22 protein-coding genes are annotated in these 25,704 nt (G+C 34.2%); 15 read left to right on the top strand and 7 right to left on the bottom strand.

The annotated features are described in order from the left end of the window. The first annotated feature begins 124 nt into the window (after nt 1–124). A complete protein-coding gene (locus ACVYAD_RS03245) occupies nt 125–700 on the top strand; it encodes a TetR/AcrR family transcriptional regulator (RefSeq protein WP_476424554.1) in 576 nt (191 codons plus the stop codon). A gap of 13 nt (nt 701–713) precedes the next feature. After that, the gene (locus tag ACVYAD_RS03240) at nt 714–1,136 is read left to right on the top strand and encodes a DUF5360 family protein (RefSeq protein ID WP_349658013.1); all 423 of its coding nucleotides are present in this window, start codon (nt 714–716) and stop codon (nt 1,134–1,136) included. On the opposite strand, the gene ACVYAD_RS03235 is transcribed toward ACVYAD_RS03240, so the two are convergent. The 5 genes from ACVYAD_RS03235 to ACVYAD_RS03215 form a co-directional block, all read right to left on the bottom strand. Next, nucleotides 1,133–1,315: a hypothetical protein gene (locus ACVYAD_RS03235; protein WP_476424552.1), complete on the bottom strand. Its 183-nt coding sequence runs from the start codon at nt 1,313–1,315 to the stop codon at nt 1,133–1,135. The genes ACVYAD_RS03240 and ACVYAD_RS03235 overlap by 4 nt on opposite strands. A 99-nt stretch (nt 1,316–1,414) precedes the next feature. Next, nucleotides 1,415–2,959: a solute symporter family protein gene (locus ACVYAD_RS03230; RefSeq protein ID WP_476424593.1), complete on the bottom strand. Its 1,545-nt coding sequence runs from the start codon at nt 2,957–2,959 to the stop codon at nt 1,415–1,417. An 8-nt stretch (nt 2,960–2,967) separates the two neighbouring features. After that, nucleotides 2,968–3,306: a DUF485 domain-containing protein gene (locus ACVYAD_RS03225; protein ID WP_349658011.1), complete on the bottom strand. Its 339-nt coding sequence runs from the start codon at nt 3,304–3,306 to the stop codon at nt 2,968–2,970. 486 nt (nt 3,307–3,792) lie between these two features. Further along, nucleotides 3,793–5,346 carry a solute symporter family protein gene (locus ACVYAD_RS03220; protein WP_349658010.1) on the bottom strand — a complete coding sequence of 518 codons (1,554 nt, stop codon included), beginning with the start codon at nt 5,344–5,346 and terminating at the stop codon, nt 3,793–3,795. Next, on the bottom strand, nt 5,347–5,682 hold the full coding sequence (locus tag ACVYAD_RS03215) for a DUF485 domain-containing protein (protein WP_476424549.1): 336 nt from the start codon (nt 5,680–5,682) through the stop codon (nt 5,347–5,349). A gap of 589 nt (nt 5,683–6,271) precedes the next feature. On the opposite strand from ACVYAD_RS03215, the gene ACVYAD_RS03210 reads away from it, so the two are divergent. Beyond that, nucleotides 6,272–6,859: an SCO family protein gene (locus ACVYAD_RS03210; protein WP_476424547.1), complete on the top strand. Its 588-nt coding sequence runs from the start codon at nt 6,272–6,274 to the stop codon at nt 6,857–6,859. Nucleotides 6,860–6,933: 74 nt separating this feature from the next. On the opposite strand, the gene ACVYAD_RS03205 is transcribed toward ACVYAD_RS03210, so the two are convergent. Beyond that, complete coding sequence (locus ACVYAD_RS03205) at nt 6,934–7,782, bottom strand: MBL fold metallo-hydrolase (RefSeq protein WP_476424545.1); 849 nt, start codon at nt 7,780–7,782, stop codon at nt 6,934–6,936. Between the two features lie 787 nt (nt 7,783–8,569). Here ACVYAD_RS03205 and ACVYAD_RS03200 point away from each other — a divergent pair. The 10 genes from ACVYAD_RS03200 (at nt 8,570) to ACVYAD_RS03155 (ending at nt 19,742) form a co-directional block, all read left to right on the top strand. Further along, the gene (locus tag ACVYAD_RS03200; RefSeq protein WP_476424543.1) at nt 8,570–9,274 is read left to right on the top strand and encodes an ABC transporter ATP-binding protein; all 705 of its coding nucleotides are present in this window, start codon (nt 8,570–8,572) and stop codon (nt 9,272–9,274) included. 2 nt (nt 9,275–9,276) lie between these two features. Continuing rightward, complete coding sequence (locus tag ACVYAD_RS03195; protein WP_476424541.1) at nt 9,277–11,601, top strand: ABC transporter permease; 2,325 nt, start codon at nt 9,277–9,279, stop codon at nt 11,599–11,601. A gap of 498 nt (nt 11,602–12,099) precedes the next feature. Continuing rightward, the gene (locus tag ACVYAD_RS03190) at nt 12,100–12,288 is read left to right on the top strand and encodes a hypothetical protein (protein ID WP_476424539.1); all 189 of its coding nucleotides are present in this window, start codon (nt 12,100–12,102) and stop codon (nt 12,286–12,288) included. Nucleotides 12,289–12,423: 135 nt separating this feature from the next. Then, entirely contained in the window at nt 12,424–13,116 is a 693-nt protein-coding gene (locus ACVYAD_RS03185) for a stalk domain-containing protein (RefSeq protein WP_476424538.1), read from the top strand. A 258-nt stretch (nt 13,117–13,374) separates the two neighbouring features. Next, complete coding sequence (locus ACVYAD_RS03180; protein WP_476424537.1) at nt 13,375–13,764, top strand: hypothetical protein; 390 nt, start codon at nt 13,375–13,377, stop codon at nt 13,762–13,764. 383 nt (nt 13,765–14,147) lie between these two features. Further along, a complete protein-coding gene (locus ACVYAD_RS03175) occupies nt 14,148–14,696 on the top strand; it encodes a MarR family winged helix-turn-helix transcriptional regulator (protein WP_476424536.1) in 549 nt (182 codons plus the stop codon). 93 nt (nt 14,697–14,789) lie between these two features. Further along, on the top strand, nt 14,790–15,986 hold the full coding sequence (locus tag ACVYAD_RS03170; protein ID WP_476424534.1) for an MFS transporter: 1,197 nt from the start codon (nt 14,790–14,792) through the stop codon (nt 15,984–15,986). Nucleotides 15,987–16,622: 636 nt separating this feature from the next. Continuing rightward, complete coding sequence (locus ACVYAD_RS03165) at nt 16,623–17,582, top strand: 2-hydroxyacid dehydrogenase (protein WP_476424532.1); 960 nt, start codon at nt 16,623–16,625, stop codon at nt 17,580–17,582. A 107-nt stretch (nt 17,583–17,689) separates the two neighbouring features. Further along, the gene (locus ACVYAD_RS03160) at nt 17,690–18,064 is read left to right on the top strand and encodes a cupin domain-containing protein (protein ID WP_476424530.1); all 375 of its coding nucleotides are present in this window, start codon (nt 17,690–17,692) and stop codon (nt 18,062–18,064) included. A 424-nt stretch (nt 18,065–18,488) separates the two neighbouring features. Continuing rightward, on the top strand, nt 18,489–19,742 hold the full coding sequence (locus ACVYAD_RS03155; protein ID WP_476424528.1) for an MFS transporter: 1,254 nt from the start codon (nt 18,489–18,491) through the stop codon (nt 19,740–19,742). A gap of 913 nt (nt 19,743–20,655) precedes the next feature. Here ACVYAD_RS03155 and ACVYAD_RS03150 read toward each other — a convergent pair. Next, nucleotides 20,656–22,269: a PucR family transcriptional regulator gene (locus tag ACVYAD_RS03150; protein ID WP_476424527.1), complete on the bottom strand. Its 1,614-nt coding sequence runs from the start codon at nt 22,267–22,269 to the stop codon at nt 20,656–20,658. 291 nt (nt 22,270–22,560) lie between these two features. Between ACVYAD_RS03150 and ACVYAD_RS03145 the strand changes: the two genes are divergently transcribed. Beyond that, nucleotides 22,561–24,183, top strand: a complete 1,623-nt coding sequence (locus ACVYAD_RS03145; RefSeq protein WP_476424525.1) for a lactate permease LctP family transporter — start codon at nt 22,561–22,563, stop codon at nt 24,181–24,183. Nucleotides 24,184–24,472: 289 nt separating this feature from the next. Next, nucleotides 24,473–25,702: an allantoate deiminase gene (gene allC / locus ACVYAD_RS03140; protein WP_476424523.1), complete on the top strand. Its 1,230-nt coding sequence runs from the start codon at nt 24,473–24,475 to the stop codon at nt 25,700–25,702. The last annotated feature ends 2 nt before the right edge of the window (nt 25,703–25,704 follow it).

Genomic DNA, 25,704 nt, shown 5'->3' with positions numbered 1-25,704 from the left:
TATGCGCTTTAGAAGTATTTAACTTTAATGATATAACCTTGACATTATTTTCATTTGGTTCTATCATTAAATGGAAAACAAGGAAAATAAGAAACTTTTTTCGTTTTCCTGAAAGCAGGTGATCATGTTGAAAGATAGAATTTTAAAAGTATCAATAAGTGAAGCTGAACGAAAAGGATTCCGATTTACGATGGGGGATTTAGCAAAGCAACTAGGTATGAGCACGAAAACATTGTATAGTTACTATCCCTCAAAGGAAGAAATACTCAATGAAATGATAGATTTTGCAATCCATGAATTGAAGTTGAAAGAAAATGAAATACTGCATGATTCAACGTTAAATCTTCTAGAAAAACTTCAGAAATGTCTTGTATTAATTCCAGCTGATTTTACATTTGCTCAGCTCCAGTATTTAGAGGAGCTTCAACGCTATTATCCAAAGCAATGGGAAACAGTTGATCAATTTATTCAAGAACAATGGACAGGCATTATTACGTTAATTGATGAAGGGATTGTGGCAAATCAAATACGTCCCTTTAATAAAGAGATATTTATAGAAGTCTATATTGGAGGGCTTTATCGATTGATGGATCATGCATCCAAAAACAGAAATATGATTTCACTTCAGGATACGATGCAGGAAATGGTGGATATTCTTATGCTTGGTATTCTTAATGGTAACGTTCATGAAGAAAACTAAATGGGGGCTGTAAATGAGTAAAACTTTAAGAATGCTATTTTTAGGTACAGATTTCTTTTTTATACTCTATTGGCTTGTCACTTTTTTTCATTTGATTCCAGAAGAGTATTTATATCAGGATTATCAAAATGAATTATTAGTTATATGGAATTGGTCGTTTTTTCCATTAGATATTTTGATCTCAATTACCGGTTTTATTAGTCTCTATCTATTTAAAATAAAAAATGAAAAGTGGAGAAGCTTTGCCTTAGTATCTTTAACACTCACAAGTTGTTCTGGATTACAGGCGATTGCTTTTTGGACTATAAAACTTGATTTTGAACTTATGTGGTGGTTACCAAACCTTTTCTTATTACTATATCCGTTGTACTTTATTCCAAAACTTATTACTTCTAAACAGCAAAATGTCTCATTACAAGCAAAACACAACCACTAACAATCCTCAATGTGGTTGTGTTTTTTGTGCTTTGTAAAATTTTGTTCAATGCTTTCTTTTTTCGTTTTCGTTACACGCTCATGTGTACTGAAAGAGGAAGTTTGACGATTTCTTTCAACGTCCTTCCCTTTAGTGCGCTTTACATGCATACGTTTCTTTTTTGCTTTTGAGTTTGTCATGTTTTCTTACCCCCAACTGTCATTTGTGAATATAATACCGAATAAGGAATAAAAAGTAAAACCTCGTAAGTGTTAACTTACGAGGCGGTTGTCGTATTATTAGTGAGATACGTCCTGTACAGAAATACCTGTGTTCGCTTTAACATCCACTTCACGATATTTCTTATCATCTTTTTCCTTAGAAAGCATTGTTCCGATGAAGCCTCCTAGGAAGCCAAGTGGAACAGAGATGATTGCTGGGTTCGTCAACATAATTAACGGATCACCAACGAAAATTGCTTTTCCTTCTACTGGATTCCAAATATTTGGTGAAACAGCAACAAGAGCTAAAGCAGAGATTAGACCTGTTAACATTGCCGTTATAGCACCAGCTGTATTAAAGCGTTTCCAGTAGATTGTATAGATGATTACAGGTAAGTTAGCTGAACCTGCAATACAGAATGCTAGTGATACTAAGAATGCTACGTTTAATGTTTGTGCACCAAGTGCTAAAAGGATAGAAATAACAGCGATTGTGATGGAACCGATACGAGCTGCAAGTACTTGCTCTTTTTCTGTAATTTTGCCCTTTTTAATAATTTGACCGTAAATATCATGTGAAAGGGCAGATGCGCCAGAAAGTACAAGACCAGCTACTACCGCTAAGATTGTTGCGAATGCTACCGCACATACGAATGAGAATAAAATGTCGCCACCAAGTGCTTCCGCAAGAAGTGGAGCCGCCATGTTCCCAGCGGCGTTTGCAGCAATAATATCTTCTTTACCAACGAATTTAGCTGCACCGAAGCCTAAGAAGATTGTAAGAATGTAGAAGATACCTACAATCCAAGTAGCCCAGATAACTGATGAACGAGCTGTTTTCGCATCTTTTACTGTAAAGAAGCGCATTAGGATATGTGGAAGACCAGCTGTACCTAATACTAAAGCGATTAACATTGAAATAGTATCAATACCATTTGTATATTTAAGACCTGGATTCAAATAAGCTGCACCACTATCAGTTGCAGTTCCCATTTCTTTGAACATCGTTGCAATGCTAAAGCCGAATTCTTTTAATACTAAGAATGAAATAATAACTGTACCTAACATTAAAAGACAAGCTTTAATAATTTGTACCCAAGATGTTGCAGTCATACCACCGAATAGTACGTAAGTCGTCATCATAAAACCAACGATTAAAACTGCAATCCAATAATCAATTCCTAAAAGTAATTGAATAAGTGCTCCTGCACCAACTAGTTGTGCAATCATGTAGAATAATACAATTGTAATAGTGCTTAAAGCTGCTGTACCACGAACTTTAGCGCTATCAAAACGCGCTGTAATCATGTCAGCTAATGTGAATTTACCAAGATTACGTAATGGCTCAGCGACGATGTATAGAACCACTAAGTAAGCTACTAAATAACCGATAGAGAAGAAGAATCCATCAAATCCAAATAATGCAACTGCACCGGCGATTCCTAAGAAAGATGCTGCTGATAAGTAGTCACCTGCGATGGCTAGTCCATTTTGCCAGCCTGTTAACCCTCCGCCTGCAGTGTAGAAATCACTTGCAGATGAAGTTCGTTTTGATGCCCACCATGTAATAACTAATGTTAAACCAACAATGGATACGAAGAAGAATATGGCTGTTAAACTCATCCCGTTATTCATCGGCGGCCACCTCCATTCTCGTACTCAGCGATAATTGCCTTTGCTTCTTTATCAAAGCTATTCGCTTTTGCTACATATAAATGACATAATGTCCAAGTCATGATGAAAAGTCCCGCTGAATATACCCACACCCAAGTGATTTCCCCAAATGCCTTTTGGTGTAGTATTTTCGTGTACGAAGTCAGAACTGGTAGCAACATATATGCTGCTAAGAAGATCGCGGTCATTAACCAAAGAAATGAATTCTTCCTTCGAACAAGTGCTTTAAATGATTCTTGATTTGCAATCGCATCATAGTCAATCACGACACTTTTGCTAGCTTTATTGTTCCCCATTAACATTCCCCATTTTGTGTTTATTTTTACTGCTTAAAGACTTGATTTTGCTAGATTAGTGAATTCACATCTTCATTTTATGAGAGAGTTCACAAAATTGCAATACATTTCAGAAAAATTATGAAAAAATAATTTTTGTGAAAAAAAGTCTTGAAAGAGAATATACGTGCCAAAGCTAAGAAATAAAGGGGTTTTAGAAAATTCTGATAAATAAACAGAGGTAGGTCAATTCTAGATTTTTGAGGGAGGAATATGGAAAAAAATTAAAAAAAGAAATGGTTTTTTATAAAAAATAAACACTGTTTATTTAGTGAAAATCATTTCTTTTCTCATTTTTTTTGAAAGAGAATAGTATTGCTAGATAAGTAAATTGGGAAATATTTCGAAAGAAAACATAAAAAAACTCGATGAAAAATCGAGTTTTTTATTAATATGGATAGGATAAATGATAGATATTTTTTCAATAATTTGGATGTTCAGAATGGATCAGTGAGAGATATCAGAAACTGATACACCAGTGTTTGCTTTAACGCGAATTTCCTTGTAAATACGTTCTGCTTCTTCCTGTGGTACTTTACTAGAAGTAAGAACAGAACCTAAATAACCTGCGATAAAGCCAAGTGGGATCGTAATAACTGCTGGAACGGCTAACGGAACGATAGGATTACCAACAAAAATGGCTGCACCTTCAACAGGACTCCATACATTAGGCCCCATAGCACCTAACACTAAACAAGATACTAAACCAGTTACCATCGCTGATATTGCACCCGTTGAATTGAATTTTTTCCAGTAAATTGTGTAAAGAATAACTGGTAAGTTTGCTGAAGCACCGATACAAAATGCAAAGGATACTAAAAATGATACATTCAAGTTTTGCGCAAATAACGCAAGGATAATAGAAACAATGGCAATAGAAATAGAGCCAGTACGAGCTGCTACAACTTGTTGCCTTTCTGTTAATTTACCACCTTTAATGATTTCACCATAAATATCGTGGGAGATGGCAGAAGCTCCTGTTAAAACTAAGCCCGAAACTACCGCTAAAATAGTTGCAAATGCTACTGCACCGATAAATGCCATTAACACATCACCGCCCAAATAATTAGCAAGAAGTGGGGCTGCAGTGTTACCAGCTTTACTTTCAGCAAGAATTTTATCGATCCCTACAAAATTTAACGCACCAAAGCCTAAGAAAATAGTTAGTGAGAAGAAAATAGCTGTAATCCAAGTTGTCCATGAAATAGAAGAACGCGCAGTTTTAGCATCTTTCACTGTAAAGAAGCGCATTAAAATATGTGGTAACCCAGATGTACCTAATACAAGTGCCATCATCATTGAAACAGAATCGATTGTACTTGTATATTTAATCCCTGGTACAAGGAATTTCTCACCATGATCCGTGGCAATCGTATCAAACATTTTCATTAGTGAGAAGTCAAACTTAATTAATACTAATGTAGCTAATACGCCTGTCCCGAATAAGAGAAGGCTAGCTTTAATAATTTGCACCCAAGAAGTAGCTGTCATTCCACCGAATAAAACATAAGTAGTCATCATGACACCTACGATTAAAACGGCAATCCAGTACTCAATACCAAATAATAGTTTAATAAGAGCACCTGCACCTACTAATTGTGCAATCATATAAAGAATGACGATAATAATTGTTCCTGACGCCGCAACGCCACGAATGCGTTTTTCATTAAAGCGGGCAGTAAGCATGTCTGCTAACGTATATCGACCTAAGTTACGCATAGGTTCTGCAATTACATAAAGAAGAACTAAGTTAGCTACTACATAGCCTACGGAGAAGAAGAAACCATCGAAACCAGTTAATGCAATCGCACCGGACACCCCTAGAAATGCAGCAGCTGATAAATAGTCACCAGCAATCGCAAAGCCGTTTTGCCAACCTTTAAGACCACCACCAGCTGTATAGAAATCAGACGCTGAAGACGTCCGCTTTGCTGCGATATATGTTACTACGAGTGTTAAACCAACGATCGCTAAGAAGAAACCAACGGATACTAAGTTCATTTATTTTCCACCTTTCGCCTGATACTCAGCAAGTACTGCTGCGGCAGCTTTATCGAATGAAGCTGCTTTTTTTACATATACCGTACAAAGAACAATTGTCATAATGAATAATCCAGCTGAATAAATCCAAACACCCGTAATATTTCCGATGATTTTTTGTTGTAGTACAGGTTGGAAAGCAAGGATAGGTAATAAAATATAAAGTAATAAAAAAATTGCTGTGATCGAGAAAAGGAAGGTATTCTTCTTTTTTACGAACTTGTTGAACGATTCCATAGCTTCAATTGCATTATAATCAATTGATGCTATATTTTTGTGTTCAGAAAGATTTGCCATTATTATTCCCCCTAAAGTGATATATTTCTGTTTTAGACGACATATTTCTTTTTTGTTCGTCGTTATATTCACTTATTTTATGGGGTAGATTCTTATAATGCAATACTAAATTTTGAGTTTTTTTAATTTTTAATCATTTCTAAATTACGGAAATAACATAGAAATAATAAGGGTTTAGTAGAAAAAAACCGCACGAAAGAGAATGGCATTGTCTATAAGAATAATATTCCTATAATAGTTTAATAATGATAATTTTGAATGTAATAGAAAAATCGAGCGCGAAAGAGAATTTTTAAGTGGTTTATTATTCCATTATTAGATGAGGAGGAACTTGAAAAGTAATGAAATATTGTTATATAACAAATGTTCGAACTCTTGGGAAATAACCGAAATAGTAAAAAACAGCTTTGAAAAAATTTTTAAAAAAGTGTGAATTATCTGGAATGCAAAGGAGGTTAATTATACTAAAATCGTACAACATACATTGAATGGATATAAAAAGTGAAATGATAAGCTCATATCTTGTATTATGCAACTTTAATTTATACAATAAACATCGATGGTAAATTGAAGGGAAGTGAGCAAATAAATGAAAAAGAAGAGTGTCATGCTCGTATTGATACTAACATTAAGTAGCGTACTTGCTGCTTGTGGAAGCTATAAATTTGAACCAGAGATGAACATAGTAGTACAGGATTTTTCGGTAACAAATCAAAATAATGAAAAAGTTAGCCTAAATAACTTAAAAGGTAAGCCATGGTTAGCGATGTTCATCTTTACTAATTGTAATACGATTTGTCCACCAATGACGTATAACATGACAGAGGTGCAAAAGGCGCTTAAAGATAAAGGTCTGGAAGACTATCAAATTGTAGCTTTTAGTGTTGATCCTGAGGTTGATAAGCCAGAAGTTTTAACGAATTATTTGAAAACGTATTCAGTGCCCGATGCAAGCAAATGGCAACTGTTAACTGGCTATGAACAAAAGTATATTGAACAGTTTGCGAGGAAATCGTTTAATTCCTTAGTAAAGAACGATCCGAATTCTGATCAAGTCGTACATATGTCAAGTTACTACTTAGTGGATGCTGATGGTATGGTTGTGAAGGATTATGACGGTACTACAGATGTACCAGTTGAGACGATCGTGGCAGATATGAAGGCCTTAACTAAATAAAAAAAATAACTCAGGAGTTCGGAGGAACTTCTGAGTTATTTTTTAGCCAGCTCATCAATTAAATGAAGTGGCACCTAATAGGATTGAATGATACGGTCATTCACAAACGCCTGTATGAAAAATAATTCATTATCATTAGGGTTCCTATTATTTTCTACTTTAAAGCACTCCATAGCATTTTCTAGTGAGGTAGATTGTACAGCTCGACTTGCGGTTATTAACTCTTCCCAATAAATATTCATTTCATCAGTATCACAGATTGATTCATGACCAAGTAGGAATATTTCAGCATCATAGTTTTGAATGTCTTTTATCATAGGCAATAACAATGATTGCTTGAAATGAAAAAGGGAATTTGTAGTTGTACCATATGCAGCATCACCTAAAAAAACAACCTTTTCATCTGGAATATAAATAATGGTGGAGTCGTCTGTATGAGTACTTTTGATTCTTTCAATGATGCAAACTTTATTACCTAAATCAATGGTTAATGTATTTTCAATAATTACATTCGGAGAGTTCAATTTAAAACTCTCGCGGTTTGGTATGTTTGCTTGTATAATCTCCATACACTTAGCACTCATCTGATTAGTATTCACATACTCTAGAAGGGAATGATCATCAAATTTATAAACTTGCCATTCTTTTAATCGTTCGTTTGTTTGATTATTAACGATAACAGTTGCATCAAATTCATTCATTCCAAGGAAGTGATCCCAATGTGCATGGGTAATGACCAAATATTTGATAGGTGGTACATTTAGTTTTTTGATTTCTAGTAAAAAATCTTTAGCATGTTGAGTTGAATTACCAGAATCTATAATTAGACAATGCTGCTCACCACATACCAATCCTAAAGTTGGTCGTTCTCTATCATCTTGATGGGATAAATAATAAATAGTATCACTTAATTTATTTAACATGTTATTTCTCCTCTACTTTACATATTCATTGTATGAAAGAGAAAATCTACATGTGTATTTTAAAAAATGTAAAATAATTTGAGATTTTCTCTTTTTTATTTTTTTACCATTGGACCTGTACCTCCTTATTTAATAAGGAAAAGTATACCATATTATTAACAGAATTAACTGTTTTTTCGGAAAAATAAAATAATTTTCTTCGTGTATGATCACTATACATATCGAAGAAAAGGAAACCGCTTCGGGTGACGTAACTAATCGCAAATGGAGTGGTTTTTTTATGGACGATTTAAAGAAAAAAAGTGAAATATCGCCCGATCTATAGAAGCTCTTCATGTATACCTTTTCGCTTAATAATTTTATTATGTCTACTAAAAACCAAAACTAAATAAAGTATCATGAAAACCGTTGAGTTTTAAATGTATTTTTTTCCAAACGTGTATATATTTAATTTTATCAGCTTATATATTATTAGAATGATGTAACGTCTGGCGTCCGATTATAGGCAAAATTTATTTCGAGATTTAACGGCATCAATCGCAATGGAAACATCTTTAAGCTGCAAGGTAGGTAGTGCCATCATGTTCAGTTCAGGTGAAACTTCTACAAAAAACGGTCGTTAGCAATGCTTTTAAATTTCTACTATTTTGCCAGGTTAAATGGCTTCTTGATAATGTGTATCGACAAAAATGAAGCGAAAAAATTGTAACTCTAAAATATACGACAATCGTTGTTTATTTTAGAGTTACTTGACGTTGACCAAAAATGATATGAAGGGATGAAATAAATGAATAAGCTTATCGAATTTATAAACGTAACGAAAGAATACAAAATAGGAGAAGTCCCAATCAAGGCTCTTGATGGTGTTAATTTTTCCATTTGTGAAGGGGAATTTGTCGTTATACTGGGTGCAAGTGGGGCGGGTAAAAGTACGATTTTGAATATTCTTGGTGGTATGGATACGGCTACCTCAGGTCAAGTATTTGTTGGGAATCAAGAAATAACTAGATTGAATGAAAAAAAGTTAACAGAATATCGTGGTGAGAAAATTGGTTTTGTCTTTCAATTCTATAACTTAATTCCGAATTTAAATGCTCTCGAGAATGTTGAATTTGCTACTGAAGTATGTAAACACCCTCTAGATGCAAAGGAGATTTTACATCAAGTCGGATTAGAGAATCGTCTCAAAAATTTCCCTTCACAACTTTCTGGTGGCGAACAGCAAAGAGTTGCTATAGCTAGAGCGGTTGCAAAAAATCCCTTGCTTTTACTTTGTGATGAACCAACCGGTGCTTTGGATTATGTAACCGGTAAGTCCGTATTAAAGACTTTGCAAGATTTAAACAGCGAAACGAAGAAATGCGTTATTTTGGTCACACATAATTCAGCAATTGCTCCTATGGCAGACAAAATTATTAAAGTTAAAAGCGGATACATCGAAAGCGTCACGATCAATAATGAAAAACAAAGTGTTGAAGGGATTGAGTGGTAAACATGAAATTGTTTTTAAAATTATTGAGGGACATCAAACAATCTATGGGGCAATTTATAGCCATAGTGATTATTATCGCAGTTGGTGCTTTTTTCTATGCGGGACTAGTAACGTATAGTACTAATCTAAGTGCTTATACGAAGGATTACTTCCAAAAACATCATTTAAGCGATTTAAATGTGTATTACAGTCACCTTTCTAAAAATGATGTGACGCGTTTGAGTAAAATTGAAGGGATCCATAAAATTGAAGGACGTTATACCTTTGATGGAACGCAAGCCTTTGAAGATTACAAAACTGCATTAAAAATACATTCGATCCCTGAAAACAATGAAATAAATATGCCTACTATCATTGAAGGGAATATCCCATTAAACAAGGGGGAAATTTTATTAGATTCTCACTATGCAAAAGAACATCATTATCGTGTTGGCGATCAATTCACAATCAGAGCGAATGACAGAAATCTTGATTTTACAATTAGTGGTTTGGGTGAGAATGTGGAATATGCAAAAAAGAACGAAATTCAAGACCATAAAACTTATGGGGTAGCTTATATTGCTGAAGAAACATTACCTGAAATCTTAGATGGCTTTTATTATAATGAGGTCATCATTGATGCCAAAAAAGGGCAAGATATTGAACAATTAGGCAAATCAATTGAGCTACAATCTAAACAGCTCAGTTATTTAGATCAAGTAAACAAGGAACGGACTTTGAATTATTCTAAAATCAATCAAACGATATATAATAATAACTTAATGAGTAAGGTTATACCTTTAGTTCTCTTTTTGATTGAAGCGGTTATCCTTTTTCTAGTCATGTCGAGGACGATCGATTCTCAAAGAATCCAAGTTGGTATTATGAAGGCTTTAGGTGTGAAAAATAGCAACATTATGCTTCACTATATGGGATACCCTGTGTTGGCAAGTATACTAGGCTCAATCATTGGCTGTGTTCTGGCAGCTTTCGTTTTTATCCCTTTAGTAACGACGTCGTGTGCAAGGGCCTATTCTTTGCCTGACATTAAATTCTCGCTCTCTCTATTTTCAATCATTCCTCCGATTATTTTCTCAAGTGCTTTTGGAGTACTAGCATGTTACTTAAGCGGTAGAGCTATATTAAAAGAACGGGCAGCACAAGCTATGCGTCCTAAACCACCAAAGAAGATGAAAAAGCTATTGATAGAAAGAGTTCCAGGTTTCTGGAGTTCAATTTCCTACAGTAATAAACTCATATTAAGAAATATATTTTTAAATAAACAAAAGGCTTTAGCGAGTTCGATTGGTGTTGTTGTTAGCACGGTTCTACTAATCACTGCTTTCGGTACTCAGGCATCCTTGCTGAAAGTAGCTAATCAAATTGAAGATGTTTATAGCTATGATTTAAAAGTAGATTATACGATCGGTACATCTCCTAATATGATAAAACAACCTCCTGGTATGAAAGAAAGTTATTTTTTATCCACTTTTCCTATTGAAATCATCAAAGACGCTGAAAAAGAAAATGCTACTTTAATTGTAACTGAAGAAAATAACAATCTCATTCATTTCTTTGATGAAAAGAACAATAGCATACCTATAGAAAATAACGGCTTACTTGTACCCAAATCTTACGCGGATCAATACGATATTTCAAAAGGGGATTTTATCAAAATAAAGTTCACATCGCCCGAGCTTAAAAACACTACTGTAGATATGAAAGTTTTAAATATATCTACACAATACTCGAATCCATCGTTTTATAGTACACCAGAGTACTTAAAGAGCTTTAACATAGACTACAATCCAACCTCGCTTTTAGTTCAAGCAAATAGCGCCGCGGATCTGATGAGCGTCCGTGACTTTTTTGAACAAGATCGTTATGTAGAAACAATTGCGGATAAGAATGATTTGAAAAAATCAGCCCAATACATTGTGAAACAAAACAGTTTTGTTTTTATCATGTTCATCACAAGTGCCATCATACTTTCTTTTGGCGCCATCTATACGATATCTTCCATAAACATTTATGAAAGGAATCGTGAGCTTGCAACACTTAAGGTACTAGGCTATCAAAAAAATAAAATAAACAGACTAATATTTTTGGAAAACGTTATATTAACTTCATTTGCGGTCATTGTGGCTTTACCGATTAGTGGTTATGTTTATAAAGTTATTGTCAAGGCTCTATCAAGCACCCATCAGCAAATCCCTGATAAATTAAATATTTTAATCATTTTGGTTTCTGTATTGCTTGCATTCTTACTGACGATTGTTTCAAATTTACTTCTTAGAAGAAAAGTTACGAAAATCAATATGATTGAATCATTAAAAAGTGTGGAATAGACCTTTTAAGATGATCGGACAATATAGCAGTTTTACCCAAGTTGCGAAGGTAGTTCATAGCTAATTACAGGAGTGCTGAGGAGGACTTTCCAATAACTCATCTTTCGCCAACATGCGAATGAATGAGGTCCTTTAAAGATTTTGGCTTGTTAAGCTTATGCCTGCGTTTTGTTTAAGTACATTTCTTCATGAACTTATTAGTATTAAAGCTGTCTTAAGGCCGTATACAAACCCCACTCTCGATTTTGAAAGTGGGGTTTGTATATGGCAACAGAATTGGACAACTTTTTTAAGTACACAATGTTTTCTATGTATTGAGGTTTCGAATTTAGTTAAAAGGTTCGTGTGTAATAGATAATCCCTTATGTTTAGGTCATATGATTAAAAATACTTGAAGAATATGGTAGAATAAAAAGGGGTTAAAAAGGTTTAATTTAACAACAAAGAAATATTTATACTGAAATTTAAAACAGTATATTTGAATTGGAGAATACCTTTATGAAGTCGATATTAATTAAAATTAAAGAATATTTTATAACTAGTGCTCCGAAACCTCCTAAAAATGCTTGCTATTTTTGTAAACGAAAAGTAGCTGATTTAAGAAATTATCGGAATGAAAAAAATAAAAAAATTAAAGTATGTTATCTATGTGTTGAATATGCTGAAAGACGTGCCTATCGTAAATAATCTGGCTGCTTTTGGGATTTAAAAAAGGGTAATAAAAATTGTATAAAAAGCTTGGATGGTTGAACAATATCTTGGAATATAGTATGTAATTTTTGGTATAATTACATATAACTATGTATATTAAGGAGTGACAATATGAAAAAAATACTTATAGTAACTAGTTATTTAGGCTTTTTTATATTAGGAGGATTAACCTTTACATACCTCTCAACAACGGAAGCGGCAAGCAATTTGAAAAAGATTAGCGTATTTCAGGATACAATCAATTACTATTTTGATAAGGTTGAAAAAAAACCACAAGCGGGTCAATCTGGCTTTATTTATGAAGGTACTACTTATGTGCCAATGCGTTTTGTTGCTGAATCATTAGGGAAAAAAGTGACATGGGATGGAAAATCAAAATCCGTTTATATTGGTGATGTTCCAAAATTCGTCGCTTTAAAAGATGTAAAACCTATTGGGAGTGATGAGGATCACTTCTTCCATAACGCAAGCTCTATTGTGATTAGTACAGGTGAAAAGTTTGAACGATCCTATCAACTTGGTGGATATCATGGTGGAGGGGCTGTACAAGATCATACTGTTGAATACTTAGCGAATGGAAATTACAAAGGATTCGAAATGTATTTAGCACCAGTTAAAAAGTTATCGGCGGGCTCTTTCGGCGTAGGTTATATGAAAATTTACGCGGATAATAAATTGATTTATGATAGTGGATCGATAAAAGACAAGGTAAAAGTTAATGTTAAGTTAGACGGAGTTTCAAAAGTGAAGTTTGAAATGGAAGGCGGTGGCTTAGGTATATTAGATCCTAAATTTATTCAATAATTGGACAAAGTAAAATAGAAGAATCTGAAGCCAATACAGCATGTGTTCGGTGATAAAAAAGAAAGAACGAGTAGACTCACTCATACGTTCTTTCTTTTTTTGCTTCAGGTCTCGTAAAATATCTAATTATCAAGCTTGTTTTGGTACTACTACCATATATCTTGACTTGTCCTCGTATCCATAAGTCATCCATGGTATCGTATCATTTAAAGTATTAAATTAAAGATTGAAGATGATTTTTTGAGGAGGTGTTGGTTTATGAAATGGAGTTTACATAAGAAATCCTATCTATTTTTCGTTGTTTTACTATTAATCATTGGGATTCTTGATATGTTTATAAAGCAATCTATAGTAAGCTACTTCTTTATTCTGGCTTTTTTCCCCTTTACCTATTTTGTTCTCTTTGAAGAGATTAAATCTGGCGATGAAAAGGCGAAGGTACTGCGAAACAAGGCAGCATATCATACGATCTTAATCTTATATTTGTCGATTTTAATTTTATATCTTATCTCAGAGCTCACTTTTATAAAAATTGATCATATATTTACTATTTACGCCATTTTGGTTATAAGTTATACAATGAACCTGTTGGTTTTGACAAAAAAGAATAAAAGAAAACAATTTCTTTGTAATATTAAAGATAAGTGAATGTGTTATAAAAACAGTAACTTATCTTTAATGTCGCACATTATAGGATAATTAGTACATCACTTTTTTATAAGTGGTGTACTTCTTTGTTTTGTAAGTAGGTGTATTCATTAATGTATTGGGTGGGGCTTGTGTCATTGATCATGAGAGTCAAATTAAGCCGGAATGAGTCGGATGCTGTGCAAAAATTCCTCAATCAGAAATAAAGGAAGTACTACTACAATAAGTGAGGGTCATTTGAAATATGGGAAGCACCTTTCTAAATTAATGCTTTTTGTGTTGCTTTAGATTAAAGAAATTTATGGTAATAATACTTCTTGCATCCATTTAGATTTTTAGTTAGAATGGTATATAGTTAGATAATCTAATTAAAAGGTGATTAAATGACAAAATTCAAAAAAATGACCAATAATGAAGATGATTTACCCGTATTAGGCCTAGAGCCGTATATTGAGTTGATTCAAACGACTTCTTCGGGTAATACGAATCAAGAAGATGCAAAATTAGGATTAATGTTGTTGTGGTTAAGTGACTACGTTTTAGATGTAATGGATATTGAGCTGGCTCCTTTCGGAATTACAGAAAGTAAATTAGACTTACTAATATTACTTACACTACATGGTGAAAGACGGGCGACACCTTCTGCTATAGCTGAACGATTAGGGATTACGAGGGCATCGGCAACTTCAATGATAGATTGGTTAGAAAAGAGAAACCTTGTCGTACGGAATCATAGTAAAGAAGATCGTAGGAAAATTTATGTGAGTTTAACAGATGAAGGTCGTACTTTTGTTGCTGAGATTTTGCCAACTTATTGGTCGTCTTGTGCTTCTAACATGATGGATTTGGAACCCGATGAACGAAAAGTCTTTGAGAAGCTGGTTAATAAATTATTAAAATCTATACAAAGAAGACTTGAGGTGGAACGTTAAACTGTAGCTTCGTTGGTGCAGTTTAATTTTTTTAATCATTTAATTAGATTATCTAACTATAAGTCAATCAAATTAAAAAGGGTGATTTATTGTATGAACAAAGCAATTACAGGAAACCAAGTGAATTATTCTCTGATGACAATTATTTTATCATGGTCAGGGATGGTAGTTATGTCTAGTTTATATTTAACAATACCTCTTATTAGTCTTTTCAGTGATTATTATCATATTTCATTGTCCAAAGCAGGCATCACTTCAAGTATTTTTTCACTTGGATTTGCTACTGGGTGTTTTTTCTATGGAGCTATATCAGAAAAATATGGACGAAAAAATGTGATTGTTATAGGACTTTTTTCATTAAGTATTATAACGTTGCTGTTAGGAATGGTTACTGATTTTTCTTTAATTCTACTACTAAGAGGGTTACAGGGACTTGCGGCGGCTACATTTTCACCAGTAGCACTTGCATATACTCTTGAGGTATTTCCAAATGATAAAAAAGTAGGGGCAGTTGGTTTTATAAGCACGGGGTTTCTTGTAGCTGGTATTGTCGGTCAGGTATTTAGCGGATATGTTAGTGAACATACTCATTGGCATGTAATATTTTATGTTCTTTCTATAGTGTATATTTTTACTGCCTTCCTAGTATCGTGGTTTATACCAAAAGGAGTGGTTCATAAGCAAACCAAAAATATATGGGAGCCCATGAAAAAGATCGGTACTATTTTTACCAATGGAAATTTATTATTCAGTTATATAATTGCATTCGTTCTATTAATGTCTTTTGTCAGTATGTATATTATTTTGGGTGAGTATCTTACGAGTGCTTCTTTTGGAATGAGTAGTCAGAAACTAATTTACATTCGATCTTTTGGTATTTTAGGAATGATAATGTCACCTTTTGCAGGAAAATTAGCAAAACGATTCAATGTGTTGTTTGTACTTAAAGTTGCCTTGACTCTTTCGATTATCGCACTAATCATGATGAGCGTTATTTCAAACATAATTGGTTTATCCATCATTAGTATCATATTTGTTAGTGGAATTGCTCTTGCTGTCCCTTCATTAGTGACACTTGTTAGTCAATTAGGCTGGAAAATGGGTGGCATTGCAGTCTCTATGTACACGGTTATTTTATTTGCTGGAACAAGTGTTGCGCCCATTATATCTGTTTACTTTATGAAAACTGGTAGCTTTACATTAGCATTCATTCTTCTTGCTACAACACTTAGTATCGGATTAGTTTCTGCAATGATGATAAAAATGCAAACAAAGAAAATACTAAATTGATTATTAATGGACTATCAGCATCAAAAAGCATCATTGACTTTTAAAATAAGGCAACTTGTTTTAGAAAGCAATTAAAAATGGTTGCTTCAGACTAAACAAACCCCTTTTTATTGTTGCGAGAGAGGGTTTGTTCTAGTAATAGCTACTTACTTAATAATGAAAAGAGGGATTTAAAATTGGCAATATTACTATAAACTTTTCAATTAAACTTGCTATAACAGTCCGTTTACCTTTGAGGTAGACGGGCTTTTTATTGAATGTAGAGAAAAAAATACCGCGCGGAAAGCAGAAAGAGAAAGTACTCAAAAGGTCGATAAAACATAGTTCCTTAGTTATTATTCATATTTGCTTTTGTCAAAAACATGTAATGTTGTTTCTATTTTTGTTAAAAGTGAACAATGTTATTTAAATGCTCCTATCTTACAATTGCATTAAGGAATACCATAAGGAAATAGGAGAAAGTAGAAGTGAGTAAAAATGAAAATACTTTGTTTTTTGTGCAAAATATACAAAGTGAAAACTGAAATTTCATTCACCTCTTCATATGTGATTTTAACGGGGATCTTTCTATTTTTAAACTATGGTACCTAGTTAATCAACAGACGTATTGCAAAATAATAGGAGGGAATTGATGACATGTTAGTTAAATTATTAGAACCATTAAATGTTTCGGATTCGATCATTGAAAAATTAGCGGAACCAATTAAACAGCGAGGTCATGAATTTGTTTATTACAACGAGAAAACAACAGATTCGGCAGAATTAGCAAGACGTAGTGAAGGTGCAGATGTTATTATGATTGCTAATAATCCTTATCCTACAGAAGTCATTGATAAAAACGACAATCTAAAACTAATCAATGTTGCCTTTACAGGTGTTGATCATGTAGGGATCGCTCAAGCTAAAAACCAAGATATTATGGTATGTAATGCGGCTGGTTATGCAAATCAAGCAGTTGCGGAAATAACAATTGGTTTAGTATTAGATGTGTATCGTCATATTACTCAGGGGGATAAAGAGATTCGTTTCGCTAATTTCCCAGGAGCATTCCAAGGTCGTGAAATTAAAGGGAAAACAGTTGGTTTGATTGGTACAGGTAAAATTGGCATGATGACGGCTCATTTGTTTAAAGCATTTGGCGCAAAAATTGTGGCTGCAGACCGATCCCGAAGAAATCCAGAAGCTGAAGCTTTAGGAATCGAGTATATGGAATTAGATGAGGTATTAAAACAATCTGATATTGTATCCTTACATATTCCGTTACTACCAAGTACAAAGGGATTAATCTCTAAAGAAAAATTAGAATTAATGAAGGAATCAGCTATTTTAATCAACTGCGCACGAGGTCCGATTGTTGATAATGATGCATTGGCAGATGCATTAAATAAAGGGCGAATTGCAGGGGCTGGTATCGACGTTTTTGATATGGAACCACCTATTCCTGAAGACTATAAACTATTACACGCTAAAAATGTAATTTTAACACCACACGTAGGTTTCCTTACTAATGAAGCGATGGAATTGCGTGCTACAATTGCATTCGATAACACGATCGCATTTTTAGAGGGTAAACCTCAAAATATTATGAATAGATAATTCCTTGATGTATTTTTGCAAATCCGACAAGTTTTTATTTGTTGTTTAATAACGCTAAATCATTTGGGTATGGTGAAGTTGGAAATTTGAAACAAGGAGAAAATACTATGACATTTAAAAAAGTAGCAAGAAATGATTTGAAAAATCGTATTTTCCATTGGCCAGATATTCAAGAGTTTAGAGATGAAGAAGCGACAAAACATATTTTCTATGAAACACCTAATACAGTTGGAGCTATCTGGTGCATGCGTCCAGGACAAGATTTGCCCATTCACTCGCATAAGCAAGCGGATGATATTTGGATTGTTATTGAAGGAACTGCAGATTTTTATCCAGAATGTGGTGAAATGGTGCAAATTAAAGCTGGTGATGTTGTTGTTGCACGTCCGGGTGAAAAGCACGGTATGACAAATAATTCTAATAAAGATTTTGTAATGTTAGGAATTGCGGGTCCAACACCAATTGGTTTTATTCCGCATTAATAGTATTGAGTTAACTTTCACGTCTGTTGGTTAACTAGTTTTCATCGTAAAAAAGAGAGGTTAACATATTTCACAGGCATATGTGAATCTTAGAACGAGGCTGTCCAAACAGTCAGATCAAAATCTGACTGTTTATCAGCCTTTTCATAATAATTAGAGAAGCGGATTGAGGAAACGAAAGGTTTTTCTCAATCCGCTTTTTTTCGGCTTTTTAGACAGCCTCTCAAAGATTCAACAGTAACATAAAGCAAGGGTTTATAGGTTTAGACGAAATTTTATTTATTTTGAGAATGCTCTTTTGTCTAAAGTGTTTAAAGTCATTTTTATTTTTGTTCAAAGTGAACAATGTTATTTACCTACTCGTAATCTACAATCAAGTTAAGTAATAACAGCAGTAAATACTAAAAAAGTGGGAGTGTCAACCATGGAACAAACAGTTAAACATGACCCGAATTATTACAAAAAAATCATTTTTGCACTATGTTTAGGTTGGGTAGTTATTTGGATTTATCGTACAATACTTACGCCAATCTATCCACAAATTCAAGAATCGCTTGGTAATATTAGCGATACACAAGTAGGACTTATTGCTTCAATTTATTTCTTTGCCTATACTGGTATGCAAATTCCATCAGGAATACTCGTCGATAAATTTGGACAAAAACGAGTATTAATCCCTGCGTTTATCATTTTTGCATTAGCAGCATTCGTCATTGGATCAAGCACGACAATTACTCAAGTTTATATAGGCGCCTTAATGGCAGGTCTTTCGACTGGTTCATATTATGGTGCAGCGTTCTCCTTATCAGCTAAACATATGCCAAAAGATAAGAAAAGTTTTTCTAATGCGATCATCAACAGTGGTTCGGCATTAGGGATGGTCATTGGTCTAGTAGGATCATCTGTATTAGTAGGTGGTCTTGAAATTAAATGGAATTTCATGCTGTATATTATAGCAGTTTTAATAGTAGCTGTAACATTTGTGTTTATGTTATTTGTCAAACAAGACAAAAAAACAGCTACAAATGAAACATCTGAAGATAAGAAAACAGCACAAAACACAGTATCTCAAGGCGTAGAATTATTCTCGCCAAAAAAATTAGTTATTTATTTCGTATATTTTGCAACATGTTATGGTTATTACATGATTGTGACGTGGTTACCATCATTCCTTGTCTCAGAAAAAGGATTCGAACAAGGTTCAGTAGGATATGTAGCTGCTTTAGTTGCAGTCACAGCAGTACCTGGTGCATTGATATTTTCTAAGTATATTGATAAAAATGCACATATGCGTCAGAAATTAATTATCTTCTTGTTAATTGGTGCAGCCGTAACAATTAGTTTAACCGTATTTGCACCTAACCCTGCTGTCCTTTATGGAGCACTAATTTTATATGGTTTATTAGGTAAACTTGCTATTGATCCAGTTTTAATCACATATGTAACTGATTCAGTACCTTCCAACAGCATGGCTAAAGCACTAGGTATCTTTAACTTCTTTGGGATGACTTCATCAGTTATCGCGCCAACTCTTACTGGTTATATTGGTGATATCACTGGTTCGAAAGTATTGGCATTCTATATTGCAGCAATACTTCTTGTAGCAGCAACGATTTTATTCTTCCTTGTCGTGATGTTGAAAGAGAAGAAAACAATCAACCCCCTAATTAATGAATAAAGTAAAGCTACCTATCAGTGGAGGTTTAATACTTCTCCCGCTGATAGGTAGTTTTGTTATTCCTAATTCCTGTCTAAAGCTAGCGGAATTTATCGAAGTCTTACAAGCTAATGTTCTAAATTTATATAAAACAAGAGTTGTACAACCCCATGCAATCCGTGTTCAATATAACAACTGAATTAAGCAGTAGTAACAAGAAACAAATTCTTGTCACTACTGCCTTTTCGATTTAGTGTGTATATAGTATTTTATCTATTATTGGTTTGGCAGTGTTTTTCGGCAGGATCACCAACCGCAACATGGATTCATTTTTCTTATTGAGCTAACTAAGCAGTGTAGTTGGAGTACAATCTTCTTTTAAAATTGGAACTTTCACCCAATGATAAACGTTAAACTTTTAAATTCTATACTGCTATTAATAGCTTTGTGAAATAGAAAGGAGACTTTTATGAAATCCAATCTTTTAATGTGGGTATTTTTTCTTCCTTTATTCTTATTTTTCAGTTTAATGCTATATATGGAAGTGTCAATTTATTCAGCTTTGCCTCCAGAACTAGGTGGAAGGGGTTTTTGGGTAGAATTTAAAAATGTTTGGTATCTTTCAATTTGGTTTTATGCAATAGTATTATTAATTTCCTTCTTTCTATATTTGAAGTTTCTACATAAAGGAAAATAAAAAATTAATGAACTATTGATGTTGAACTCCCACGAAAGAACATAATCATCTTTCATTTTCTGTGGTAAAGTGCTGATTTTTGTGCTTCACGGATGGTTAACTGGAGCTTTAGCTGAAGAGGAGCTACTACATTTTGCATGCTCATAATTGAGGTGGGGAAGCAAGTGTAGCGGTAAAGTAGGCAATAAGAATCCCGCTAAAAAGCATTCATAACAGCTTTTTAGCGGGTTTTTAACATTAAAACGTTATTTTCTCTGATGCAAATAACGCTAATCGTAAATCCAGTGAAATATCAGGCGCTTCGATAGGCTGGCCTAAAATCTCTTCACATTTTTTAATCCGATATTTGACCGTATTGCGATGAATAAATATATCCTCTGAAGTTTTTGTAAGATCACAATGGTTCGCCAAATAGATTTTCAATGTATGTTTTAGTTCTTTTTCTTTCGTTGTTTTCGGATAGGCTAATGAACCTAGCGTATACGTGATAAACGGCTTTAATTTATTGGCTGGAATAAGTTGTAATAATTCTTCTACACTTTTAGATTTATAGAGTTCTATAAATTCTATTTTCCCACTTTCAGACTTGTGATCAAAAGCTTCATTCGCTTCGAAATAAGAGAGTGGTAACTGTGAGAATTCAGTGACTTCATTTCCAATACCAAATGAAAGTGTACTATTAAAAAGTTTTTGATATTCTTTTTGGATATATTTGCAGTAATCTAAATAATATTGATGTTTCGTTTGTAATAGTATCGTAAACCGATGATTCCCTGGAGACCTATAGACACTGATAGAAGGATCAATGTCCGTCAACTTATGTGTGAGCCATTCAAAGGTCATCTGATAGCGCTCATTCAAATAAATATTATTTTCCACATCTCTTTCTTGATCAATTGCACAAACGATCACTTGATAGAAATTAGATGGTTGGATAAGATGCTTTTTTAAAAACTCAGGGTGTTGTTTAACTGAAATAAGATTATCAGGATGTTCAGACATTAACGTTTCGAAAAAGCGGTTTACATCTTGTTGTTCCGCTTCTTTGATTTTACTATTTTTATAGATGGCAAGACTGAGTGTATTGACAGCTTGTTCTATGGCAAGCAAACTAAATGGATACGTAAGCGTATTGACATTTGAGACCATCAAATAATATGGAAAATATTTAAATGCTGGAACCTCAAATATAATATGTTCTTCTTGGAAAGATGCTTTATTATTAGGTGAAATTTGATTGGAATTAACGCATCTTTTGAAGTAACTAAGATTTTTTTGAACTTGCTCTGAGTGTTCGTGGAAGTGATGGCTCATCGATTTAATTTGATGGAAAGGATTTAAGAGCATCACCGGGACTCTGAGGAGTCTGCTCATACGTTCAATCATCATTTCCAAGCTCAAACCTCTCATAAGCATTGTATTTAATTCTTGTTGGATATCTAATGCGAAATATAACTTTTCAGTTTCTTCATCCAATATATAGGATGATATATGGTGTGTAATGGATCCAAGATTCCAACTATCAGGGATTCTGATAATGGGGAATTTTAACTCATTTGCATATTCTAATACTTCCTCGTCGATCTTTTCTAAAAAGCGCGATAACTTAACGCCTATACCGGCAACTTGTATATCATTTAATTCTCGTATGAGATCTATTAATCCGGATTGGTCGTCTTGATAACACATACCCGTAGTGACGATAAATGAATGTGGTGCTGTGAAATCTTTAATGTCAGGCGTTTCCGTAATATCAACCATTTCTACTTCTCTTTCTAAATCGCCCTCATCATTTAACAATATTAAATCAGAAAATTGTTGGACAGACATAATTTCTTTTAATGTTGTCACAAGAATCATCTCCTCTATCTTTGTTAGAAAAAGCCAAAATATTATTTAAATATGTAAGATGCTACAAGGATAAGCTATCTCTCTGATTGTATACTATTTTCGAAGGTTATTATACGTATAATTCTTTATTTCGAAATAGTAAAGGAGATTCATATGCTGAACTAGGTCAAAATATTCTATGTAATGCTTTGTTTTTGAAAAGCGGGTTACAACAAGGATAGCATGATAAAGTAGCTCGAACAAAGAAATCACCTTTACTCAACTAAACCATGTTAGAAAGAAGTGACAACGATGTGGGATCAACAATACAATCCACTTGGAAACGAAATAGTGAGTGGCATCATAGCCTTTCTTCCTATACTCCTATTTCTACTTAGTTTAACAATCTTTAAGTTAAAAGGGATTTATGCAGCAGCCTTAACTTTAGGGGTTACTATGATCATTTCAGTCGGAATTTTTGATATGCCGATTGGCAAAGCTTTCGCGGCCATTCTTCTAGGAACAGGCAAAGCGCTGTGGCCTATTGGTTATATCGTCATAATGGCTGTTTGGTTGTACAAAATTTCTGTGAAAACTGGAAAATTTGAAATCGTACGTGGTAGTATAGCGAATATTACCGAGGATCAAAGACTGCAATTATTGCTCATTGGTTTCTGTTTTAATGCCTTCTTGGAAGGAGCGGCCGGATTAGGTGTTCCAATCGCTATTTGTGCAGCCTTACTTGTGACGCTTGGTTTTAATCCGATTAAAGCTGCTGGACTTTGTCTAATCGCCAATGCCTCTACGGGCGCATTTGGTACAGTTGGAATTCCAGTCATTACTGGTGCTGAAGTAGGTGGGTTGGAAACGTTAGAACTGTCAAGAATGACAGCCTATCTATTACCTTTAATTTCATTTCTCGTACCTTTTCTCCTCATTTTTATTTTAGATGGAATCAAGGGAATAAAAGAAATATTCCCAGCTATTTTAGTCGTTAGTAGTGTCTATTCAGTGCTTCATTTACTGACAATTACTATGATCGGTCCGGAGCTTGCGAATATTATTCCTTCTTTAGTTAGTATGGTTGCTTTAGCGTTATTCTTAAGGAAATGGCAACCGAAAACGATTTACCATGAGCCCGGAGTAGAACTTACAGGTAAATTAAAAAACTATACGATGAAAGAGATTTTGGTAGCATGGTCACCATTTTATATACTTACAGGTGTTATTGCCATTTGGAGCTTGCCTATATTTAAACAATTATTTGTAGATGGTGGTGTACTTGATTTTACGACTGTCGCTTTGAAAATTCCAGGATTACATGATCAAATTATGCGTACACCACCGATCGTAACAGAAGCAAATTCTATACCAGCTATTTTAAATATTAACTTTGTTTCTGCTACGGGAACGGCAATTTTATTGGCCATCATTTTAACAAGTGTCCTGTTTCCTGCGTTAAACATCAGACAATCCGTTCATTTGTTAGGTGACACGATTAAAGAACTATGGTTACCGATTCTTACAATCGTACTTGTAATGGCTTTTGCTAATCTTTCGGACTTTTCTGGTCTTAGCACTTCTCTAGGACTGGCGCTTGCTAAAACGGGTGAATTTTTCCCATTTGTTAGTCCAGTGTTAGGATGGATTGGTGTCTTTCTCACGGGGTCTGTTGTGAATAATAACGCATTATTTGGCAGCTTGCAGGTAGTTACCGGAACGCAGATCGGCATCTCACCATCGTTGCTAATGGCAGCTAATACTGCTGGAGGAAGCGTAGCAAAATTGATTTCACCACAATCTATAGCGATTGCTGCGGCAGCTGTTAATCAAACCGGGAATGAGTCAAAAATCTTTCAATATACAATACGATACAGTTTAGGCTTGCTTCTACTCGTATGTATCATGACACTTGGGTTATCGTTTATCCTCTAATGACGTAAATAATGAATATACCACATAGTAAATCTAAGTTTTTACATAGATTTACTATGTGGTTTTTGTTTTTACATAAAGATAAACTCGATTATTTGCTCCGCTCAAACGCCTTATTAGTACCTTTACATAATCGATAGCGAACAGCATTCTTTTTTACCTCACAGCTCTTTACCAATTTTTTTGTCTAAAGTGCATAAAACGACCCTCCATTATTGTTCGTTGTGTCAATGAATGGTTATGAGGAAGGACCTATAATAAAAGTGTAGAAGGAAGGAGTGAAAGAGTAATGGATATTCAATTAACTTTTGAAGCTTTAGATAAGAAATTCACAGGTTTTGGTGGCTTAGAACAAGGTGGAATTACACGCCTTTTATATTCTCAAGAATGGAATGAGGCAGTTCGTGAGCTGGAAAAAACATTCAAAGAAGAAGGATTAGAAGCAAGTTTTGACGACATAGGGAACTTATCTGGACGTCTTGTTGGAAGTAAATATCCAAAAGAAACAATTTTGACAGGTTCACATATCGACACAGTTGTTGAAGGTGGGCATCTGGATGGGCAATACGGTATCTTATCTGCACTTGTTGCTGTGAAATATTTAAAAGAAAAATATGGTCAACCACTACGATCTCTAGAAGTATTATCACTTGCAGAAGAAGAAGGTAGTCGTTTCCCTTATACATTTTGGGGTAGCAAAAACTTCTTTAACCTAGCTGAAAAATCGGATGTTGACACAATTGAAGATGCTGAGGGTATTAAGTTCGAAGATGCGATGCGTCAATCAGGCTTTGATTATCGAAAAACTACTGACGTTCGTAAGGACATCAAAGCATTTGTTGAAATTCATATTGAACAAGGTAAAGTGTTAGAGACAGAAAACAAAACAATCGGTGTTGTTAATGGCATCGTCGGTCAAAAACGCTTCACGATTAACTTAAAAGGTGAAGCAAACCACGCTGGTACTACGCCAATGTCATTACGTCGCGATACAGTTGTTGCCTATAGTGAAATTGTCTCGGACTTAACAAAACGTGCTAGAGAAATTGGGGAACCACTGGTGTTAACGTTCGGTCATGTCACACTTGTACCAAACACAGTAAATGTAGTTCCAGGTGAAATTACGTTCTCAATAGATTGTCGTCATATTGATCAGCAAATACTAAATGATTTTGCAGCAGAAATCGAAGACAAAATTAAATTAGTCGCCGAAGCAAATAGCATGACTTACGACATTAATTTATGGATGGATGAGGCACCAACATTGATGGACAAAGATATCGTTCAAATCATTGAACTAGCAGCAAAGAATAATGTAGGTGATCGTTATAAAGTGATGCCATCTGGTGCAGGACATGACTCACAAATCTTCGCGCAATATGTTCCAACGGCGATGTTGTTTGTACCTTCTATTGGTGGAATTAGTCACAATATTACAGAAGAGACGAAGATAGAAGACCTTGTTAAAGGTATCGAAGTATTAGCAGAAGTACTTTATGAACTGGCGTATAAAGAATAAAC

The sequence above is a fragment of the Lysinibacillus sp. G1-3 genome, assembly GCF_056322905.1.
This window is presented reverse-complemented; position numbering and strand designations above follow the sequence as displayed.

Coding starts and splice junctions, on each gene's coding strand:
- ACVYAD_RS03245 (WP_476424554.1), top strand. CDS start 125: ATGTTGAAAGATAGAATTTTAAAAGTATCAATAAGTGAAGCTGAACGA.
- ACVYAD_RS03240 (WP_349658013.1), top strand. CDS start 714: ATGAGTAAAACTTTAAGAATGCTATTTTTAGGTACAGATTTCTTTTTT.
- ACVYAD_RS03235 (WP_476424552.1), bottom strand. CDS start 1,315: ATGACAAACTCAAAAGCAAAAAAGAAACGTATGCATGTAAAGCGCACT.
- ACVYAD_RS03230 (WP_476424593.1), bottom strand. CDS start 2,959: ATGAGTTTAACAGCCATATTCTTCTTCGTATCCATTGTTGGTTTAACA.
- ACVYAD_RS03225 (WP_349658011.1), bottom strand. CDS start 3,306: ATGGGGAACAATAAAGCTAGCAAAAGTGTCGTGATTGACTATGATGCG.
- ACVYAD_RS03220 (WP_349658010.1), bottom strand. CDS start 5,346: ATGAACTTAGTATCCGTTGGTTTCTTCTTAGCGATCGTTGGTTTAACA.
- ACVYAD_RS03215 (WP_476424549.1), bottom strand. CDS start 5,682: ATGGCAAATCTTTCTGAACACAAAAATATAGCATCAATTGATTATAAT.
- ACVYAD_RS03210 (WP_476424547.1), top strand. CDS start 6,272: ATGAAAAAGAAGAGTGTCATGCTCGTATTGATACTAACATTAAGTAGC.
- ACVYAD_RS03205 (WP_476424545.1), bottom strand. CDS start 7,782: ATGTTAAATAAATTAAGTGATACTATTTATTATTTATCCCATCAAGAT.
- ACVYAD_RS03200 (WP_476424543.1), top strand. CDS start 8,570: ATGAATAAGCTTATCGAATTTATAAACGTAACGAAAGAATACAAAATA.
- ACVYAD_RS03195 (WP_476424541.1), top strand. CDS start 9,277: ATGAAATTGTTTTTAAAATTATTGAGGGACATCAAACAATCTATGGGG.
- ACVYAD_RS03190 (WP_476424539.1), top strand. CDS start 12,100: ATGAAGTCGATATTAATTAAAATTAAAGAATATTTTATAACTAGTGCT.
- ACVYAD_RS03185 (WP_476424538.1), top strand. CDS start 12,424: ATGAAAAAAATACTTATAGTAACTAGTTATTTAGGCTTTTTTATATTA.
- ACVYAD_RS03180 (WP_476424537.1), top strand. CDS start 13,375: ATGAAATGGAGTTTACATAAGAAATCCTATCTATTTTTCGTTGTTTTA.
- ACVYAD_RS03175 (WP_476424536.1), top strand. CDS start 14,148: ATGACAAAATTCAAAAAAATGACCAATAATGAAGATGATTTACCCGTA.
- ACVYAD_RS03170 (WP_476424534.1), top strand. CDS start 14,790: ATGAACAAAGCAATTACAGGAAACCAAGTGAATTATTCTCTGATGACA.
- ACVYAD_RS03165 (WP_476424532.1), top strand. CDS start 16,623: ATGTTAGTTAAATTATTAGAACCATTAAATGTTTCGGATTCGATCATT.
- ACVYAD_RS03160 (WP_476424530.1), top strand. CDS start 17,690: ATGACATTTAAAAAAGTAGCAAGAAATGATTTGAAAAATCGTATTTTC.
- ACVYAD_RS03155 (WP_476424528.1), top strand. CDS start 18,489: ATGGAACAAACAGTTAAACATGACCCGAATTATTACAAAAAAATCATT.
- ACVYAD_RS03145 (WP_476424525.1), top strand. CDS start 22,561: ATGTGGGATCAACAATACAATCCACTTGGAAACGAAATAGTGAGTGGC.
- allC (WP_476424523.1), top strand. CDS start 24,473: ATGGATATTCAATTAACTTTTGAAGCTTTAGATAAGAAATTCACAGGT.